This is a genomic window from Pseudomonas sp. MC6 (assembly GCF_054790575.1).
Window position 1 is genome coordinate 4,211,671 of sequence record NZ_CP186504.1, and the last position, 20,830, is coordinate 4,232,500.

At 58.7% G+C, this 20,830-nt stretch carries 12 protein-coding genes and 2 rRNA genes (1 of these 14 cut by a window edge); 2 read left to right on the forward strand and 12 right to left on the reverse strand.

All coding sequences use genetic code 11. The features are described 5' to 3' along the window. Both ACOYXE_RS18925 and ACOYXE_RS18930 read right to left on the reverse strand, forming a co-directional pair. Positions 1-1,275 (reverse strand): beta-ketoacyl-[acyl-carrier-protein] synthase family protein, encoded by a 1,275-nt coding sequence (locus tag ACOYXE_RS18925; protein ID WP_460926424.1) that lies wholly within the window; start codon positions 1,273-1,275, stop codon positions 1-3. Positions 1,276-1,283: 8 nt separating this feature from the next. Further along, complete coding sequence (locus ACOYXE_RS18930) at positions 1,284-1,853, reverse strand: acyl carrier protein (RefSeq protein ID WP_160055593.1); 570 nt, start codon at positions 1,851-1,853, stop codon at positions 1,284-1,286. Between the two features lie 512 nt (positions 1,854-2,365). On the opposite strand from ACOYXE_RS18930, the gene ACOYXE_RS18935 reads away from it, so the two are divergent. Continuing rightward, a complete protein-coding gene (locus ACOYXE_RS18935; RefSeq protein WP_039592382.1) occupies positions 2,366-2,710 on the forward strand; it encodes a cupin domain-containing protein in 345 nt (114 codons plus the stop codon). Positions 2,711-2,873: 163 nt separating this feature from the next. On the opposite strand, the gene mmsB is transcribed toward ACOYXE_RS18935, so the two are convergent. Together mmsB and ACOYXE_RS18945 are read right to left on the reverse strand one after the other, a co-directional pair. After that, positions 2,874-3,776, reverse strand: coding sequence for a 3-hydroxyisobutyrate dehydrogenase (gene mmsB, locus ACOYXE_RS18940; RefSeq protein WP_460926425.1), 903 nt, complete (start codon positions 3,774-3,776; stop codon positions 2,874-2,876). A 10-nt stretch (positions 3,777-3,786) separates the two neighbouring features. Next, complete coding sequence (locus ACOYXE_RS18945; RefSeq protein WP_160055590.1) at positions 3,787-5,313, reverse strand: CoA-acylating methylmalonate-semialdehyde dehydrogenase; 1,527 nt, start codon at positions 5,311-5,313, stop codon at positions 3,787-3,789. Between the two features lie 149 nt (positions 5,314-5,462). Between ACOYXE_RS18945 and ACOYXE_RS18950 the strand changes: the two genes are divergently transcribed. After that, a complete protein-coding gene (locus ACOYXE_RS18950; protein ID WP_160055589.1) occupies positions 5,463-6,410 on the forward strand; it encodes a LysR family transcriptional regulator in 948 nt (315 codons plus the stop codon). Here ACOYXE_RS18950 and ACOYXE_RS18955 read toward each other — a convergent pair. From ACOYXE_RS18955 to ACOYXE_RS18990, 8 genes are all read right to left on the reverse strand, one after another. Next, complete coding sequence (locus ACOYXE_RS18955; protein ID WP_460929852.1) at positions 6,407-6,859, reverse strand: OmpA family protein; 453 nt, start codon at positions 6,857-6,859, stop codon at positions 6,407-6,409. The two genes, ACOYXE_RS18950 and ACOYXE_RS18955, sit on opposite strands and share 4 nt — an antisense overlap. A 47-nt stretch (positions 6,860-6,906) precedes the next feature. Next, on the reverse strand, positions 6,907-8,175 hold the full coding sequence (locus tag ACOYXE_RS18960; RefSeq protein ID WP_460926427.1) for a diguanylate cyclase domain-containing protein: 1,269 nt from the start codon (positions 8,173-8,175) through the stop codon (positions 6,907-6,909). Further along, positions 8,172-8,747: a YfiR family protein gene (locus ACOYXE_RS18965; RefSeq protein WP_160055578.1), complete on the reverse strand. Its 576-nt coding sequence runs from the start codon at positions 8,745-8,747 to the stop codon at positions 8,172-8,174. The genes ACOYXE_RS18960 and ACOYXE_RS18965 overlap by 4 nt, the downstream gene beginning before the upstream one ends. Positions 8,748-8,866: 119 nt before the next feature. Next, a complete protein-coding gene (gene recD, locus ACOYXE_RS18970) occupies positions 8,867-10,975 on the reverse strand; it encodes an exodeoxyribonuclease V subunit alpha (RefSeq protein ID WP_460926428.1) in 2,109 nt (702 codons plus the stop codon). Next, complete coding sequence (gene recB, locus ACOYXE_RS18975; RefSeq protein WP_460926430.1) at positions 10,972-14,661, reverse strand: exodeoxyribonuclease V subunit beta; 3,690 nt, start codon at positions 14,659-14,661, stop codon at positions 10,972-10,974. The genes recD and recB overlap by 4 nt, the downstream gene beginning before the upstream one ends. Then, complete coding sequence (recC, locus tag ACOYXE_RS18980; protein ID WP_460926431.1) at positions 14,658-18,110, reverse strand: exodeoxyribonuclease V subunit gamma; 3,453 nt, start codon at positions 18,108-18,110, stop codon at positions 14,658-14,660. Before recC ends, recB begins: the two co-directional genes overlap by 4 nt. Before the next feature lie 154 nt (positions 18,111-18,264). Then, a 5S ribosomal RNA gene (gene rrf / locus ACOYXE_RS18985) occupies positions 18,265-18,380 on the reverse strand. Positions 18,381-18,533: 153 nt separating this feature from the next. Then, positions 18,534-20,830: ribosomal RNA gene (locus ACOYXE_RS18990) — 23S ribosomal RNA — on the reverse strand (it continues 597 nt past the right edge of the window).

A 20,830-nucleotide genomic window follows, 5' to 3' on the forward strand; every position in this document is an offset into this window, starting at 1 on the left:
TCATGCCCTCCCCAGAACCAGCGAGCTGTTGATGCCGCCGAAGCCGAACGAGTTGGACATCACCACGCTGATCGGCTGTCGCACCGGCTCACTCAAGAACTTCAGCGAAGGGTATTCGGCAAGCTCGGGGTCGTAATTCAGGGTGGGCAACAGCACACCGTCACGCAGGCTCATCAGCGACAGCACCGCTTCGATCGCGCCACTGCCTGCCAGTGAATGACCGATGGCGGACTTGTTGGCGGTGAAGGTCATGAAGTCCTGGCAGCCGCCAAACAACCGCTGCAAGGCCAGCGCTTCACAACTGTCATTGGCCTGGGTGGAGGTGCCGTGGGTGTTGACGTGTTGCACGGCACTGCGCAGCAGCCCGGCGTCTTCGATTGCGGCTTCCATGCATTCCTCGTATTTGCTGCCATCGCGGCTGCTGGAGGTCATTTTCTGCGCCTCGCAGACATTCGCATAACCGAGCACCTGGCCCAGTGGCGCAGCCTTGCGTCGTTTGGCGTGTTCCGCGGATTCGAGAACGACCATCGCCGAGCCCTCGCTGAGGACAAAACCGCTACGGTCGGGCATGAACGGGCGGCTTTGTTCGCTCGCCGGCAAGTCGGCCTGACAGAGCGCGCCGAGGCTGTTGAACATGTAGTAGGGCAATTCGTTGGCCATCAACTCGACGGCACCACAAATGGCCAAATCGATCTCACCGCGCTCGATGGCCCGGTAAGCACTGCCGATGGCCATGGTGCCGGCGGCACAGGCATCGGAATGGGTCGAGATGTGATCGCGGATGCCGAGCCGATCAGCCAGATGCTGCGTCTGTTGATCGACCCGCCGGATGAAGGTCGCACTGGACGCTGCCGGACTGTCCAGCAGACGGTCGAGGTCGACCCGTCCGGCCTCATCCATGCAACGGCTGAGCCGCTGCAGATCGTGGCTGTCGGCACAGTACTTGTTGGCGCCCAGAAACAGACCGCTGCGACTGTGGGCAAAGTCTGCCGGCGTCAGGCCGGCGTGCTCCAGCGCCTGCCGGGCGACGTACTCGGCCAGCACACTTTGCCGTGGGTGCAGCGCCGCGTTGCCGCCGAAACCGGCCGCGATGCGCTGCCACTGCGTATCGTCGATAAATCCGGCGGCGCTGTTGTTGAATCCCAGCGCCTTGAACCGAGGATGTTCGCGGACACAGGATTGCTTCCGGCAAATCCGCTCGAACAACGTGGCAGCGTCCAGCGCCATCGGCGCCACCAAACCGAACCCGCTCACATAGACTTCTCGTGCCCGCATGAGAACTCCTACACCGCTTCTTTGGCGTGAGTGGTAACAAACTGCTCAACCAATTGACGGGACACTTCATCGCCATCCGCCGGCACCAGACGCGCACTGCACGCGCCGCAGACCACTTGTTGGCGCTCGTTCAGAACCGCCTGGTGAGCGTTGCAATCCGGGCAGGTCGCCGGCAGGTAGTTGAAAAGATTGCGGCACTGGTTGGCCCAGTTGCGCACGGTGGTCGCGGCGAACACTTGAGCCGGTTGCATGCCCGCCTTCAGTTGATCCGGGGTGTAGGCGCTCAGGCTTTGCTCAAGCAGGGCTTTGCCGCTTTCGGTAATGCGACCGCTGGCGAGAAACTCGCTGGCATCACCGCAAACCGCCACCGCATGATCCAGCACGCTGGTTTTCGGCAGTGTGCAGCCATATTGACGGCCCAGCTGGAAGCTCAGGTCGACGATGTCCAGGGAATCGGCACCGAGGTCTTCGACAATGCTGCTGTTTTCTTCGATGTCATTCGCATCCATCACCAACAGCTGTGCGAGGATTTCGCGAGTGCTGGCAACGACATGTTCCAAGTCCAATGGATTATTCATTTCTATCTCCCTATATGTCGTGACTACTTCATGAATTCGACTTATGAAAAGTAACTTTTCCCACAGCAACTTCTCACGCGGCGGAAATCTAAACTCTGCCCTTAAGGGGAGAGTCAACGAACTATTCAAGGTTTTTTTACAACTCGAAAAAAGTCTGCATAACCCTACTGACACCGCACCTCCTTGGTGCGATGAACGACTTATTTACTTAACAAAGACGGGGTAAGGTGGGGCGCCCGCGGTATCAGGCAGGCCGACTATCGAAAGCAACTAAGGACGCAACGGAACAGACGTACTAAAAGTAAAAACCAGACAAGTAAAATAGTTATAACTTCATAACCTTTGTTTTAGATCAGTACTGCCGTTAATTGATTTTGCTGGAAGGTTTACGTCTCCATCCGTAGACGCTGGCAGCGTTTCTGGATATCTGCATGTCGAGCACAGACATCTGGGCAAAAGCACGGCGCTATAGGGTGCAGCTTCCGTTTGATCGCCTTGTCTGGAGCCGACACATGACTGCCCCTATCACCGTTCTACGCGACACCCATCCGCTGCCGGTACTCGACGCCTGCAAATGGGAAAAACTCGAAGGCGACCCGCACACCGTCAACCTCAACGCCTACACCAGCGAAGACGGCAGCAAGATCATGGGCACATGGATCTGCACACCGGGCAAGTGGCGCGTCGATTATGTGAAGTGGGAGTACTGCCATTTCCAGGAAGGCTACTGCGTGATCACCCCGGACGGCATGGAGCCGATTCACCTGCGTGCCGGCGACATCTTCGTGGTTGAGCCGGGCATGAAAGGCACGTGGGAAGTGGTTGAGACCGTGCGCAAATATTTCGTGTTTGCCTGATGCAAAAAAACCGGGAGATCACCCGACGTGATGTCCCGGCAAACAATGTCTGTTACACAAAAGTCCCCTGTGGCAGCTAGCCTGTTCGCGAAAGCGGACGGTCAGTCACCTCCGCGTTGAAGCGACCGCCGTCATCGCGAGCAGGCTCGCTCCCACAGTTTGTTCAGCGCTGCCCGTCTATTGCAGGCTTGCGATAGCTGTTGATGATCGCCGAGAAGTCTTTCCCGCCATCCCCACGCTGACTCATCGCCTGATACAACTGCTGCGCCACTGCGCCCAGAACCACCGGCTGATGCGCCTGACGCGCCGCTTCGGTCGCCAGCCCCAAATCCTTGAGCATCAGTTCCGCACCGAATCCACCGGTATATCCACGCGAGGCCGGCGCGGTTTCAACAATTCCCGGCCACGGGTTGTACATCTCCGAACTCCAGCAACGCCCGGTCGAACTGTTGATGATCCCGGCCAGCACCGAGGTGTCGATGCCCAGCGCATCGCCCAGCGCCATCGCCTCGCTGACGCCGACCATCGAAATCGCCAGCAGCAGGTTGTTGCAGATCTTGGCGATCTGCCCGGTGCCAACTTCACCGCAATGCACGATGTTGCGGCCCATCTGTGCCAGCACCGGTTGCAGCGTGGCGAACAGTTCTGGCGTGGCGCCAACCATGAAGGTCAACGTGCCGGCGGTCGCACCGCCGGTGCCACCGGACACTGGCGCGTCGGCCATGGCCACACCCTGTTTTGCCGCAGCGGCCGCTACGTCACGGGCAGTCTGCGGATCGATGGTGCTGCAATCCACCGCTGGCACACTTTGGCGAATGCCAGCCAGCACACCGTCATCACCGAGCCAGACACTGCGCACATGCACCGCCGCCGGTAGCATGGTGATGACCAGTTCAGCGTCCTCAGCGGCTTCGCGGGCCGAGGCACGAATGCTGCCGCCCAGTTGCTCCAGTTCCGCCAGCACGGTTTTGTTCAGGTCGACCAGACTCAGCGAGTGGCCGGCCTTGATCAGGTTACGCGCCATTGGTGCGCCCATGTTGCCAAGACCGATAAATGCGATTTTCATGGTCGATTCCTCAGCGCAGGTTGATGGTGGTGTTCACGCCGTCGTTGACGCTGTCGTCATCGAACCAGCGCGCGGTGACCGTTTTGGTCTGCGTGTAGAACTGCACCACTTGCTTGCCGTACGGGCCGAGGTCGCCGAGTTTCGAACCGCGCGAACCGGTGAAACTGAAGAACGGTACCGGCACTGGAATCGGGATGTTGATGCCGACCTGGCCGACGTCGATTTCAGTCTGGAATTTACGCGCCGCCGCACCGCTCTGGGTGAACAGGCCCGTGCCGTTGCCGAACGGGTTGGCGTTGACCAGCGCAATCGCCTGATCAAGGGTGTCGACTTCCAGCACCACCAGCACCGGGCCGAAGATTTCCTGGGTGTAGATCTGCATGTCGGTGGTCACGCCCGAGAACAGGGTCGGGCCGACAAAGTTGCCTTGCTCGTAACCCGGCACCTTGATGTCGCGACCGTCCAGTTCCAGCTTGGCGCCTTCCTTGATACCGCTTTCGATCAGATCGAGAATTCGTGCTTTGGCTTTCTTCGAGATCACCGGGCCGACATCGGTGCCCGGCTCATTGCCGGCGTTGACGGTGAGTTTCTGCGCCAGCGCTTTCAGATCCGGCAGCCATTGCTTCGCCGCGCCGACCAGCACTACCACGGAGGTGGCCATGCAACGTTGCCCGGCCGCACCGAAACCGGCGCCGACCAAGGCATTCAGCGCTTGCTCGCGGTTGGCATCGGCCAGCACCACGGCGTGGTTCTTCGCGCCCATCATCGATTGCACGCGCTTGCCGTGCTTGCCCGCCAGGTCGTAAACGTGAGTGCCGACAGCGGTCGAACCGACGAAGGACACGGCTTTGATGTCTTTGTGCGTGCACAGGCCATCGACCACGTCTTTACCGCCGTGGACCACGTTCAACACACCGGACGGAACGCCGGCCTCGATTGCCAACTCGACCAGCAACATGGTCGACAGCGGATCCTGTTCCGAAGGCTTCAAGACGAAGGTGTTGCCGCAGGCGATGGCCATCGGGAACATCCACAGCGGAATCATCGCCGGGAAGTTGAACGGCGTGATGCCAGCGCACACGCCGATCGGCTGACGCAGCGTGTAAGTATCAACACCGCCGGCGACGTTCTCGGCGAACTCGCCCATTTGCAGGCTGCCGATGGAGCAGGCGTGCTCGACCACTTCCAGGCCACGGAAAATATCGCCCTCGGCGTCGGCAATGGTTTTGCCTTGCTCGGCGCTCAGGACGACAGCGATGCGTTTGGAGTGTTCGCGAATCAGCGCTTGCAGCTTGAGCATGATGCGCATGCGCGCGCCGATCGGGGTCAGTTTCCAGGTCTGGAAGGCGCGCTGAGCGGCGCTTACGGCGGCATCGACTTCAGCTGCGGTGGCAAACGGCACTTTGGCCAGCACTTGCTGGGTCGCCGGGTTGACGATGTCGTGCCATTCGGTGGTCTGCGACTCGACCCATTCGCCATTGATCAGCAGTTTGACCTTCTGGACGGTGGTTTCGTTGGGCGTAAGCGATGCGTTCATGCTGGTCTCCGAAACTTGTTTTTATCGTAGGAGCCAAGGCGAAAGGTTCGCCTTGAGATGAGGCGTGTGTCACGAATTGGTTGTCGGACTGTTTTTGGAGTATAGATGTGCAAACTTCTAATAAGAACGCACATATAAGCCCGTCCATCATGCAAAAAAACATCACCTCTCTAGGCTCGCTGAACTGGGACGACCTCAAGTTTTTCCTCGAAGTCGCCCGCACCCGCAAGGCCAGCACTGCTGCCAAACGGCTGGCTGTCGACTACACCACGGTGTCGCGGCGGATCAGTTCGTTGGAGGCGGCATTGGGGACTTTGCTGTTCGAGAAGTCGCGGACCAGCGGCTTCGTCCTGACCACCGAAGGTCAGCGTTTGCTCGGTTATGCCGAGTCGATTGAGAGCACATTGCACATGGCTTGCGAGCAGGTGTCAGGCTCCGGCGTGGCGTTGTCCGGGCATGTGCGCATGGGTTGCACGGAAGGCTTCGGCAGTTTTTTCATCACGCCGCAGCTGAGCCATTTCGTCGACGCCTACCCGGCCATCTCGGTGGACATCCTGCCGCTGCCACACTTCATCAGCCTGTCCAAGCGCGAGGCCGACATCGTCATTGCGCTGGAACGCCCGGAGCATGGGCCGTACGTGTGCTGCAAACTCTGCGACTACCGCTTGCAGCTCTACGCGACCCAGGACTATCTGGACCAACACCCACCGATCCGCCGCCCGGCAGACTTGAGCAAGCATCAATTCATCAGTTATGTGGATGATCTGGCGTTCAGCTCGGAGCTGCTGTACCTGGCGAACGTGTTGCCCGGCGCCAGCGCCAACTTGCGCAGCACCAGCGTGATCGCGCAGTTCGTTGCAGCGCAGCAAGGGCGCTCGCTGGCGATTCTGCCGTGCTTCCTCGCCGCACAGGACCCGCGCCTGCTGCCGGTGTTACCGGAGGAAATCGATATTACCCGGCAGTTCTGGATGTACTGCCGGGAGGATCTGCGCAAATTGAAGCGGATCACCTTGTTGTGGGATTACATCCGTGAGGTGACTGAGCGTAATCAGGATCTGTTGATGGGCAAGACCCGCGACATGCAATTCGCCGACTAATCGGCGCTGACCACAATCGCGACACGGCGGTTTTCCGTGCGACCGGCCGTCGTATCGTTGGACGCCACCGGCTCTTTGCTGCCCAGGCCCTGCAGCTGGATGTTCTCTTGCTTCATGCCGACTGTGCCCAGCACGTTGGCGACACTTTTCGCACGACGCAGCGATAGTTGCTGATTGTAGGTTTCCTTGCCCGATGCGTCGGTATGACCATCGACCCGCACGCGCTCGATGCCAACAGCCAGCAGGGCCTTGCCGATGCGTTCGACGATCTCGGTGCTTTGCGGGTTCAGGCTTTCCACGTCGCTACCGAACAGTACTTTGCCAGACAGGCCAAACTCCCAACCCTCGTCGGTCAGTTCAAAACCCTGTTGTTTGAGTACCGCGACTTGCGCCGGGGTCAGGCCTTTTTGCGGTGCGGTCTGGCAACCGGTCAGAGCCAGTACGGCCATCAACAGCGCCGCGTAAAAAGATCGAATGGACAGTGTGAACACGACAGTCAGCTCCTGGTTTGAACGGAATCGACCGGGTGTTCCGCCCCGGCCGTGAATTGGGCGCCGCGCGACAGACGCTTGGCTTGATACATCGCCGCATCGGCGGCGTCGAGCAAGGCCCCGGGCGTGGCACCATGATCAGGGAAAACCGCAATGCCAATACTGAGCGAGGTCACCACACTGGTGTCGCCCGGCAGCGCGATGGGCATGTCCATGCTGGCGAGGATCTTGTCGGCAATGGTCTCGGCATCTTCGACCTTGTGCAGCGGCGTGAGCAGAACGGCGAACTCGTCACCGCCCAGCCGCGCCACCAGATCCTCTTCACGCAACTGCGCACGAACGCGATTGGCCACCGCCACCAGCACCGCATCACCCGCAGCGTGGCCGAAGTTGTCGTTGATGCCTTTGAAGCGGTCGCTGTCGAGAAACAACACGGCAACGCGCTCATCGTGTTTGCCGGCATTACGCAACGCGCGGATCAAGCGTCCTTCGAAAAAAGCACGATTCGGCAGACCGGTAAGGCTGTCGTGGCTGGCCTGGTGAGCGAGGGTTTCGTTTTCGTTCTGTAGATGGGTTTGCCAGGACTCCAGCTCATCGAGCAAGGCGTTGAAGTCATTGCCGAGATTGTCGAGTTCGGCGATCTGTGCCGGCGGCACGCGGCGGTCCAGCGCTCGTTCGCTGCGTGCGGCGTGAGCCACATTGGCCAGACTGCGCAGAGGACCGGTGATCGCGCGTAACTGGCGGCGCGCCAGATGAAGCGCAACCCAGGCGCTGATCGCGGTACAGAGGATGATCCCCGCCAGACCGCTGAGCAGAAAGCGCATCAGGCTGCCACCATGTCCGGTGAGCAGTACACGACCGATTTCACGGTCCTGATGCTCAATCGGCAGGCTGATGGGTTTTTCCAGGATGGCGCGGGTGATCTGCATTTCCAGCTCAGAGAACAAACCGTTTTCCGGACGTTGCCAATGCGCGAGCAGTTGTCCCTGAATGTCCAGCACCTGGGCTTCAGCGACCTCTTCGGTGGAAGCAATCAGCGCCAGCGATTCGTTGGCGGCGGTCTTGTCGTTGAACACCACCGCGGCTTCCACGGTGTAGCTGATCGAACGGGCGATCAAGTGCAGGTTGTGATCGGCGTACACCCGTAAAGCCAGTACGCCGAGCAACGTCAGCGAAACGCTGGCCATCGCCACGCCCACCAGCGCGACCGTCAAATGCCCTCGGCCAATGACCGAGCCCAGCGTTGGGCGGCTATTCGATCTGAACAGGTTCATGGCGCCGCCGGTTTACGACGCGACAATTGCAGCACGCTGGGGTGAATGCGCACGCCACTGCGGGCAACGGAGTCGAGATTGACCTCGAAGGACACCTGATCATCGCCAACGCGCAGACAGAACAGGCTGCCGACGGTGCATTGATCGCCACCTTCGCTGATGCTCAGCACCGGGTGACCGATCAGCGAAGCGAACAAGCGAGTGCGTTCATCCGCGGTGAGTTTGCCGATGTACACCGCATCGCATTCGCTGACGATCGCCGGGTTGTCGGCCAGCAGGCGACGTACGGTGACAGGCCGGCCGGTGGCTTGCGTGGTGCCTTTGACCAGATCGTCGGTGTATTCGGTCGGACCAACGATGCACAGGCGCAATTGCGCCGGTTCCACCGGCCAGCGCGCGTAACTGAGAATGCCAAGAACAACCTGCGTGACAGATTTGGCCCGTTGCTCGGCCATGCCCGTCGGCGCCTGCGGCTGCGCGACAGCCGCGCCCGTCAACATCCAGAGCAGAGCAACAAGCAACGCGTGCTTGCAGACAACTACGCGCCCTGTCGCCCAGACAGACACCTTCATGCAGGGATTCTCTTGGATCGTAGCGAAATGATGCCGCAACGATAGCACAGCGCTGAAACGTCAGCGAGACAGCGACCTCTGACCGGTCGGTCAGTAAACGCCGTCAATCGTCGGGATTTTCACCTCACAGGCACGGTCCCCTCTTCCAGTTCCAGCATCAACCCGCTCAGGCGCTTGACCTTGCGCTGCACCGCTTCTTCAAACACGCCCGCTCGGGATTCGATCAAGGTGAACCAATGCTTGGCCCGGGTGATACCGGTGTAGATCAATTCTTTGGTCAGCACCGGATTCAAGGCATCGGGCAGAATCAGCGCCGTATGGGCAAACTCCGAGCCTTGGGATTTGTGCACCGTCATCGCGTAGACGGTTTCGACGTCATTGAGCCGGCTCGGCAATACGAAGCGCACGCCGCCCTGACCATCGTTACGCGGGAACGCCACGCGCAACACCGGTTTGCCGGCGTCGGGTCCTTCGCGCTCGGGCAGTTTGAGGGCGATGCCGATGTCGCCGTTCATCAAGCCCAGACCATAATCATTGCGAGTCATCAGCACTGGCCGTCCTTCGTACCATTGCTGATCGTTTTCGATCAGACGTGCTTTGAGCAGCGCGGCGGTGATCCGTTGATTCAGACCTTCGACGCCCCACGGCCCTTTGCGCACGGCACACAGCAACTGGAAGGTGTCGAACGCCTGCAAGACTTCGCGGGCCCAAATGACCCAGTCCGGATGTTCGAGTGGCCGACCCAAGGGTGGACGCTGATCACGCAGCACGCTCAGATAATGGCGATAGCCTTGTGGGCCGTCGCCATGTCCCTCAAGCAACAGGCGCTCGAGCTTGTGATCGTGTTCGCCCTTGAGCGGCAGCGAATACACATCGTCATAGTGCCCGGCCGTGAGCAACTGGCGCGCTTCATCCGGCAACTGTTGGTTGACCCGACGCGCGAGCTGACCAATCCCACTGCCCTCACCGAAGCGCCGGGAGTGGCGCAGCATCACCACTTGCTGGGCCAGCGGGTGGGTGCCATCGACATCTTCATGCAAGCCACTGTCCTGCAGCGACTCACCGCTGACCGACTCCAGCCACTGTCGGGTCTGCGGGTTGTACCAGCCACTCTCGGCGTCTCGGCACAAATCCCCCAGCACCGCGCCGGCCTCCACAGAGGCCAATTGATCCTTGTCGCCGAGCAATACCAGTCGAGCATGCGTGGGCAAGGCATCCAGCAGGTTGGCCATCATTTCCAGGTCGATCATCGAGGCCTCGTCGACCACCAGCACATCCAGGGGCAGGCGGTTGCCGGCATGGTGACGGAAGTGCCGGGTGCCAGGACGACTGCCCAGCAGACGGTGCACGGTGGTGACGTCGCAAGGAATCTTCGCCCGCACCTCTTCGGTGACTTTCAGCGACTGCACTTGCTGACTGATGGACTCGGTCAACCGCGCCGCAGCCTTGCCCGTCGGTGCCGCCAGGCGAATCCGCAGCGGTTGGTCTGCGGCGACTGCGGGCGCTTGAAGCAAGGCCAGCAAACGCACCACGGTGGTGGTTTTGCCGGTGCCCGGACCGCCGGTGACGATGCTGAAGGCACCACGAGTAGCAAGGGCGCAGGCGAGTTTCTGCCAGTCGATCACTTCACCCGTTTTCGCTGATCCGAACAGCTCGTTCAAGCGCTGCGGCAGATCGTCCGGCGTCGGCTCCACTTGCTGCAGACGCTGACGCAACGCGGTATCGATGCGCCGTTCGTAAGCCCAGTAGCGTCGCAGATACAGGCGTTTTCCCGAGATTACCAACGGACGTTGTTGTGCTGAATCGCTGCTATCCGCGGCCAGTGCGACCAGAGAGCTGCCCGCTAGAACCTTGCACCAGTGAGCACCATCGAGCGCCTCGAGCAATTGCGAAGGCAGCAACAAGACACCACCTTGCACGTCTCCTTCGGGGGGTAGCGACAGCGCGAAGTCGGGCGCTTTCAGGGTTTCATAAAGATCAAGACAGACATGACCGTGGCCAAGTTGATGACTGGTCAGAGCAGCAGCGAGCAGCACCAGCGGATCCGTATCGCGATCAAGTTCGTGAAGGAACGCGACGAATGCTTTGTCCAGCGCACGCAGCCAGCCGCGCTCGACCCACCGGGTCAACAAGATCAACAGGTCATCGGCACTGGTAAGGGGCGATAACTTCGACAGACTGTCAGCAGCCAGCGGTGTAGGGAGCAGATCGGCAAAGGTGCGGCTCATAGCAGGACTCCCTGTTCCCAGGCGGGTTCGGTCTTGGGTTCGGGTTTGCCTTGGAACATCCGGTCGAGGCGCTCGATAAGCTCACGGGGCGGACGTACAAAATAGACACCGCGACTGTCGGCGCGAGTACCGCGCAGAAACAGATACAACGCCCCGCCGACATGCCGGTCGTAATCGTAATCAGGCAGCCGGGCCTTGAGTTGGCGGTGCAACGCCAGCAGGTACAACACGTATTGCAGGTCATAACGGTTGTCGAGGATCGACAGTTCCATGGCCTGCTCGGTGTAGGCCAGATCATCCACGCCGAGCCAGTTGGATTTGTAGTCGGCCACGTAGTAACGGCCATTGTGTTCAAAGGTCAGGTCGATAAAGCCTTTGAACATGCCGTTGAGTTGCACCGGTTCTGCCGCCACGCGGGCCACGCCCCTGTGAGTGTGCTGACGCACCAGTTCGTCGAGTTTGAGGACATCGACTTTATGGCTGGCGAACCAGAACTCCATCTCGACCCGATATTGCTTCAGTTGTTCTAGAACAACAGGCGGCTGACCACCTGCAACTGGCAGTGGCGACTTGAGCAGATGCTGCAGCCAGTCACTCAGGGTGGTGATCCAGCCTTCCCAGCCACGCAAGTTACAGCGACGGGCAATCGCATCTTCCAGCGCCTCGCGGGTAACCGCAAAGCCGTCATCACCGGCCCACTCCAGCAAACCGTGAAGAAACGTTCCTGGATTTGGGCCACGAGGAAAGCGGTGGATATCGGCGCCGCCGGCAATGATTTCTCGCGGGGCGTCGGGGTCCAGGCGTTCGTCATCAAACAGCTTTTGCGCTTGCGGGCTGTCCGGCGCTTCATCGCTGCCGACACTCAATACGTCGCTGATGCGCAATGCGCTGTAGGAAGCGATCCACCAGTTTTCACTGGCCTTGCGCTTGGGCAACAGCGTGGCACTCAGCACGGCGTCATTGCGTGGCGGCTGGTAATGCTCGTCGGTGGGTTGTGGCATTTCATCGATGTGGATGGACGGGCAGTCTTGTTGCAGGTCTTGCAGCCAGCGTTTCAGTTCGCTGGACTCGCCCAGCGATGTGCCACCGCCGAGCAGATAACCCAGTGCCGAAAGGTGCAGCACCGAACTGTTGTTATTGCCTCGCTTGAGGTCCGTCACGCCCAACCAGCAGGCGTGCTGCGCGCGGGTGAGGGCAACGTAGAGCAAGCGCAGGTCTTCGGCCAGGCGTTCGTCGTCCGCTTGCGCAATCAGCTCAGCGGTTGGTTTCAGACTCACCTGGGCCTTGCCCTCGGCATCGTGGTAATGCAGTGGCAAGCGACTGCCATCTACCGGTTTCGCCGAGCAAATGAACGGCAGGAACACCAAGGGATATTCCAGGCCTTTGGACTTGTGGATGGTCACGACTTTGACCAGTTGCTCGTCACTTTCCAGGCGCAGAATCTGCTCTTCGCCAGCCTGACCGGACACAGCCAGCAGTTCAGCCAGATGACGAATCAGCGCTTGTTCACCGTCCAGCTCCGCAGCCGCTTGCTGCATCAATTCCGACAGGTGCAAAAGGTTGGTCAGTACCCGCTCGCCATCCGTGCGTGTCATCAAGGTTTGCGGCAGATGGAAGTCATGCAGCAGGCGGCGCAACATCGGCAGTACACCTTGTTTGCGCCATAGCTCGCGATAGCCACGGAACTGCATGACCCGGGTTTCCCATACCAGTTCGTCCTGGTTCAGACGTTCCAGCTCTGCCAGTGGCAGGTTCAGGGTGATACAGGCCAGCGCGGCTTTCAGGGAACGTTCGACATCCGGTTCGGCACAGGCCTTGAGCCAGGACAACAGGTCGTGAGCCTCTTGCGCCGCGAACACCGAATCCTTGTCCGACAGATAAACACTGCGCACGCCGCGGGCGGCGAGTTCACTGCGGACGGCCTGGGCTTCTTTGCCGTCGCGCACGAGAATCGCAATGTCGGACGGCCTCAGACCTCTGAAGTCTTTGCCATCCTGCACGAACCCCGCGTTAGCGCTTTGCCCGCCATTGAGCAGCGCGGTGATTTCGCTGGCGCACGCGGCTGCCAATTGCTGGCGATAGACAACGCCGGACAGTGGCTGATCGCTGGACAAGTGCCAGACATTCAGCGCCGCGACTTCCTGACCGGCAACCTGCAGCCGTTCGTTGCGGCCCTGAGATTCCACGGGCAGGAACGGCACCGGGTTCTCGCCGTTTTTCTCGCGGAACAAAAACGCGCCGCGTCCCTGCTCTCGGGACTCGGCACGTGCGAATACATGATTGACCGCGTTGACCATGCCGTGGCTGGAACGGAAGTTGGTGCCCAGCGTATGCAGCCGACCAGTAGTGGCCTGACGTGCGCGCAGGTAGGTGTAGATGTCTGCACCGCGAAAAGCGTAGATCGCCTGCTTCGGATCACCGATCAGAAACAGCCCGGTGTCAGGACTGTTTTCCTCAATGCGATAGATGCTTTCAAAGATTCGGTACTGCACCGGGTCAGTGTCCTGAAACTCGTCGATCAGCGCGACCGGGAACTGTTCGCGAATCAACGTCGCAAGACGCTCGCCCCCGTCGGATTGCAAAGCTGCATCAAGGCGCAACAACATGTCGTCGAAGCCCATCTCGGCGCGACGCCGCTTCTCTTCTTCAAAGCGTGCGCCTACCCATTTGGCGGCATGTTGCAGTACAGCGGCATCGGGGGTCGGCAATGCATCGAGGCTCGATTTGAGTTTCGGCATGGCGTCCAGGCCCGGGTGGCTCGGGGCCTGACCTTTCCACGCTTCGGCCATGCCGTCGGGGGTCAGTCGGGTGAAACCGGTGCCGATATCCAGTTGCTCCAGGGACTCGTCTTCGGCCCATGCCTTGAGCTTTTCAAACCAGGGCTCGAAGTAACGCGCCTGCATTTTGCGCCCGTCGACGGATTTGCTCGCAACACCTTGATGGCAGATGGCGAGCAATTCGTCTGCCCACTGACGCCATGGCATTTTCAGTTCGATCAGCGCTGCACGGCGTTCTTGCAGGCATTCATCGATCAGCTCTGCGGGAGCCTTTCCTTCGTCGCTGTCACGCTCACTGGCGAACAGCCCGCGCACGCGAGGCAACAAGGCCGCCGGCCCGCCCCAGTTGCTGCGAACCCAATTCAACGCATCGTCCTGCATCGGGTAACAGAACAGCCGCCAGTAATCGCGCAACACTTCGCCGAGCAAGTCGCTGTGATCGGTTTCCAGGGATTGAGTGAACAAGCTGCCGCTGTCGAACGCGTGCTCACGCAGCATGCGCTGACACCAACTGTGGATGGTCGAAACGGCGGCCTCGTCCATCCATTGCGCAGCGACATCGAGGCGGTTGGCACAACCGGGCCACTGTTGAGCGTCGAACTGATCACGTAATTCGGCGATCAGTCCATCGGGTGCAGGCGTTTCGTCGCGAAAAAATCGAGCGGCTTCAGCCAGGCGCGTGCGTATGCGCTCACGCAGTTCCTTGGTCGCGGCATCGGTGAAGGTCACCACGAGAATCTGCGGCGGCAACAATTCGCGGCCGAATCCGCTAGCCTCGTCACCATGCCCCAAAATAAGCCGCAGGTAGAGCGCAGAAATCGTGAAGGTTTTACCGGTACCGGCACTGGCTTCGATCAACTGGCTGCCCTGTAACGGAAAGGCCAGGGCAAGGGGTGTCTTGGTACTCATGTTCGAGCCCCTTCAGTGGACAGTGAACGCCACGGTGCTTCAAGCAGAGGGCGATACAACGCGTTGCACCAGCCGGAGAAGGTTTCGTCCTCAAGCAATGCATCGAAGTCGGAATATTGCCGGGACAACGCAGGGCTCTCGCGGCGCTCACCTTCGCTGGTCTGCCCGTCACCTTCATAGGCTTTACGCGCTGCCGCTTCGGCCTTCAGCGGGTCAGTCTGGGAAAGCCACGAAAAAGCGGTTTTTACTGCGATCGGCAGTGGCTGTCGCATGCCTGCCTGCCAGGCGAGGAGCAAATCGCCAAGGAAACCTATCGCTCGTTCTCGCGCCATGGGTTCAAGCAACAACGTGTCGTCGCTGGCTACCAACGCAGTGCTCAAGGAAAGCCCGCTGGCGCAGGCCACCAGATGATTGACCCACGGTTTGGTCAGGCGATGCCATTTGCGGCTTTTGATCGAGCCAATGCTGTTGGGAATAGTGGTGACCGACAACAGCCCCCCATCGGCACGCTGATGCAAACCCGCAAGCCATCCTTCCAGACGCAAACCCTGCAATTCAAGGTTGACCGGCATCGCGCTGCTCAAAGGGACGGGCCAAAGCGTCAGCAGTTGTTGATAACGCTGTAGCAAATCCGGCAAAGGTTCGATCAGCTCACGTTGCAGGCACTCGCCGAACCCGGCCATTGGTAGCAGACCGCTATTCTGCAGACGTCGGGCTTGGGCAGTCAGCGCCTGATCGACATTGTCCGGCTGCCTGAGTGCGGCTTCGAGCAGACTGTCGCTGAGTGTGTAGCGCTGCAATGCGTCCAGTACGAAGGGTTCCTCATCGGCTAGCGGTGCTTCGGCGGCCTCGAAATACACTTTGAGGCGTTGGGTGAAAAAATGCCGAACCGGGTTGCGCAAAAAGTCCTGCAACAACGCGAGGCTCAACGGTTCCTCTTGCACATAAGGGCTGAGTAACTGTGCTTCGTTTTGAGATTCGTGCTGTTGATGCAGAACCTGCCATTCGCTGGCATAGCTGAAGAGTTGATCGCCTTCATGAAAATAGCGCGCACTGAACGGCTGCAGCGGGTGCTCTTGCGTCATGGCACTAAGCAGATCGCGGTTTTCATCGAGCAATCGCCAACCGCTGGCGAGGTGATCGCGCAACTGGCCGATCAACACGGAGGCCGGTCGCTCACTGTTATCGCGGATGCTGCGGCCGACCCAACTGATATAGAGCTGATGACGTGCAGACAACAGCGCCTCGAGCAAAAGATAACGGTCGTCTTCACGCCGCGAGCGATCTCCCGGACGGTAATCGCTGCCCATGAGATCGAAATCCAGCGGCGGCTGTGCACGGGGATAGTCGCCGTCATTCATCCCCAGCAGGCAGACCAGTTTGAATGGAATGGCGCGCATGGGCATCAGCGTACAAAAGTTCACGGCACCGGCCAGGAAGCGCTGAGACAGACGCCCCTGATCAAGGCCGGCGAGCCAGGCTTCGCGAACGACTGTCAGTGGTAACTCATCCGTCAGACCTACAGCCTCACATGTTTCCAGCCAGGTTTCGCGAAGCTCTTCCAGCTGGGTCAACAAGTAGTCGTCATGCTCGTTGCTGGCTTTGAAGAACAGTTGCATCAGCGCTTGCAATCGATAGCCCCACTCCTTGGGCTGAGCGGGCTGGGTGAGCTGCTGATGGGCAAGTTCCAAGGCATCGAGCAGGGCCACCAACGGCCCGATCAGTGCGGCGTCGAGTCCACCAATTTCATCATAAGGTTCAATCCCTTCACACGCATTGGCGCTGCCTACGGCGTAGCCCAGAAGCATGCGGCGCAGACCGAAATGCCAGCTGTTTTGCTCGAGCTCGTCGGGTAAACCCAGGCCCGCGCGTTGCTCGGCATTCATGCCCCAGCGTACACCTGCGCCTTCTATCCAGCGGTGCAGTGTTGGCAAGTCGCGCTCCTCAACACCAAAGCGCGCGCGAAGTGCAGGCACGTCGAGCAGGTCGAGGATTTCACTGACCGGAAAGCGACTGTCGGGAAGCTTGAGCAGGTGTTCGACTGCGATCAGCAGTGGATCACGACCTCGCTGTCCCTGATCCGCCAATGTGAATGGAATGAACCGGGCATCGTGGCGATCAAGCTGACCAAACACCGCGCGGATATGCGGTGCGTAGCTATCAATGTCAGGCACCATCACGATCACATCGCGAGGACGCAGATCTGGATTGGCGCTGAAGCGCGACAGGAGTTGGTCGTGCAGTATTTCGACTTCACGCTGAGCGCTGTGGGCAATGTGAAAACGGATCGACTCGTCATGTACCAGATCAACAGCGGGCCAGTGTTCGCGGGTTTCATTGAGTGGGCGCAACTCCAGGATGTCGTCCTGTAATTGATTGAGCAGGTTGTGCGGCTGAGTGTCGCTGAACAGGTCTATGCGGCCATCGCGAAAAGCCGCCCGATAGCTGTTGGGGTCGTCATAACTGTCGAGCAGGTTGATGTAATCCCGGCCTTGTTTACCCCATGCGGCCAATAGCGGATGAGCGTGTTGATGCAGTGCATCAGGGTCCAGCACTGTGGGCATTCCAGTCTTGCGCGATTGCCGCTTGTATTGATGCCGCAGCAGATCCTTGTCGGCGACAATATCGGCCCAGTGGTGTCGGCACGGGTTGTGAACACACAGCAGGACCTGACTGAAACGCGCAAGCCCGGCCAGTGCTTCAAGCACCTGGGCTGGCAGCGAAGAAATACCGAAAACGATTACCCGCGAAGGCAATCCCGCGGGAGCTTCGGCAAGATTGTTGATGCGTTCGATGAACCGTTGGTGAACGCCGGCACGACTCTGTGCCATACCCTGTTCCCCCACGTCATCCAGCAGCGCACGCCACAACTCTGCCTGCCAGCAACTGGTCGGAGTCAGCGCTTTTACTTCTCCCCTGACGCTACGCAACTGATGCCGACCTTCGGCCCAGTCCTCCAGCCAGTCGGCCCGATAAACCTGATACTGATCGAACAGATCCGCCAAGCGTTCGGACAATTGATAACGCTTGCGCAGGTCGGTGTCATGGGTGAGGAAGCGTTGCAACGGCTCGAAATGTGGGCGATCAATAACCTGGGGGAGCAGGCGCATGAGGCGCCAGGTCAGCGGGGCTTTATCGAGCAGGGATTTGGGAGGAATTTCATCTCGGCCCAGTACCATGCGGTACAGCTGCCACATGAAACTGCCCGGCAGTTGCACATCAATCGCTGCCGCGATACCGCAACCGCCGAGATCATCTTCCTCAGGGTCTTCAGCCAAGGCCAATTTGAGCCATTGGGCGATACCATTGCTCTGTACCAGCGCTATTTCGTTTTCCAGGGGAGCCAGTGGGTAACGTCGCATTATGCTGATCACAAGGCTGCGCAGTTCGTCCAGGCTATTACTCTGAACCACCATGAATGCAGCGTTGAGGGACTGAGCGTCCGGCATAAAGGTTTCCTTGGAAAAGTACAAAAGCCAGGGCAGAACCTTAGCATTCTCGGCAGATTGTGAAAGCCGGACAGCGCCTGTGAATGCTGTAAGAACTTTCCTGCGGACAAAACAAAACCCCAACTGCTTTCGCAATTGGGGTTTCGGAATTTAATCTTGACGATGACCTACTCTCACATGGGGAAACCCCACACTACCATCGGCGATGCATCGTTTCACTGCTGAGTTCGGGATGGGATCAGGTGGTTCCAACGCTCTATGGTCGTCAAGAAATTCGGGTACTGAGTCGTGGCCTTGTGGCCTCGCTTCAGCAAATTGGGTATGTGACAGCTGGTGTTTTGTGAACATCGAACTTTCGGTTCGTTTCGTCTTCACACACCGCAATCTGGTCTCTCTCGAGTTCGCAAATTGCTTGGGTGTTATATGGTCAAGCCTCACGGGCAATTAGTATTGGTTAGCTCAACGCCTCACAGCGCTTACACACCCAACCTATCAACGTCGTAGTCTTCGACGGCCCTTCAGGGAACTCAAGGTTCCAGTGAGATCTCATCTTGAGGCAAGTTTCCCGCTTAGATGCTTTCAGCGGTTATCTTTCCCGAACATAGCTACCCGGCAATGCCACTGGCGTGACAACCGGAACACCAGAGGTTCGTCCACTCCGGTCCTCTCGTACTAGGAGCAGCCCCTCTCAAATCTCAAACGTCCACGGCAGATAGGGACCGAACTGTCTCACGACGTTCTAAACCCAGCTCGCGTACCACTTTAAATGGCGAACAGCCATACCCTTGGGACCGGCTTCAGCCCCAGGATGTGATGAGCCGACATCGAGGTGCCAAACACCGCCGTCGATATGAACTCTTGGGCGGTATCAGCCTGTTATCCCCGGAGTACCTTTTATCCGTTGAGCGATGGCCCTTCCATACAGAACCACCGGATCACTAAGACCTACTTTCGTACCTGCTCGACGTGTCTGTCTCGCAGTCAAGCGCGCTTTTGCCTTTATACTCTACGACCGATTTCCGACCGGTCTGAGCGCACCTTCGTACTCCTCCGTTACTCTTTAGGAGGAGACCGCCCCAGTCAAACTACCCACCATACACTGTCCTCGATCCGGATAACGGACCTGAGTTAGAACCTCAAAGTTGCCAGGGTGGTATTTCAAGGATGGCTCCACGCGAACTGGCGTCCACGCTTCAAAGCCTCCCACCTATCCTACACAAGCAAATTCAAAGTCCAGTGCAAAGCTATAGTAAAGGTTCACGGGGTCTTTCCGTCTAGCCGCGGATACACTGCATCTTCACAGCGATTTCAATTTCACTGAGTCTCGGGTGGAGACAGCGCCGCCATCGTTACGCCATTCGTGCAGGTCGGAACTTACCCGACAAGGAATTTCGCTACCTTAGGACCGTTATAGTTACGGCCGCCGTTTACCGGGGCTTCGATCAAGAGCTTCGCGTTAGCTAACCCCATCAATTAACCTTCCGGCACCGGGCAGGCGTCACACCCTATACGTCCACTTTCGTGTTTGCAGAGTGCTGTGTTTTTAATAAACAGTCGCAGCGGCCTGGTATCTTCGACCGGCATGAGCTTACGGAGCAAGTCCTTCACCCTCACCGGCGCACCTTCTCCCGAAGTTACGGTGCCATTTTGCCTAGTTCCTTCACCCGAGTTCTCTCAAGCGCCTTGGTATTCTCTACCCAACCACCTGTGTCGGTTTGGGGTACGGTTCCTGGTTACCTGAAGCTTAGAAGCTTTTCTTGGAAGCATGGCATCAACCACTTCGTGTTCTAAAAGAACACTCGTCATCAGCTCTCGGCCTTAAGATCCCGGATTTACCTAAGATCTCAGCCTACCACCTTAAACTTGGACAACCAACGCCAAGCTGGCCTAGCCTTCTCCGTCCCTCCATCGCAATAACCAGAAGTACAGGAATATTAACCTGTTTTCCATCGACTACGCTTTTCAGCCTCGCCTTAGGGACCGACTAACCCTGCGTCGATTAACGTTGCGCAGGAAACCTTGGTCTTTCGGCGTGGGTGTTTTTCACACCCATTGTCGTTACTCATGTCAGCATTCGCACTTCTGATACCTCCAGCAAGCTTCTCAACTCACCTTCACAGGCTTACAGAACGCTCCTCTACCGCATCATCCGAAGATGATACCCGTAGCTTCGGTGTATGGTTTGAGCCCCGTTACATCTTCCGCGCAGGCCGACTCGACTAGTGAGCTATTACGCTTTCTTTAAAGGGTGGCTGCTTCTAAGCCAACCTCCTAGCTGTCTAAGCCTTCCCACATCGTTTCCCACTTAACCATAACTTTGGGACCTTAGCTGACGGTCTGGGTTGTTTCCCTTTTCACGACGGACGTTAGCACCCGCCGTGTGTCTCCCATGCTCGGCACTTGTAGGTATTCGGAGTTTGCATCGGTTTGGTAAGTCGGGATGACCCCCTAGCCGAAACAGTGCTCTACCCCCTACAGTGATACATGAGGCGCTACCTAAATAGCTTTCGAGGAGAACCAGCTATCTCCGAGCTTGATTAGCCTTTCACTCCGATCCACAGGTCATCCGCTAACTTTTCAACGGTAGTCGGTTCGGTCCTCCAGTTAGTGTTACCCAACCTTCAACCTGCCCATGGATAGATCGCCCGGTTTCGGGTCTATTCCCAGCGACTAGACGCCCTATTAAGACTCGCTTTCGCTACGCCTCCCCTATTCGGTTA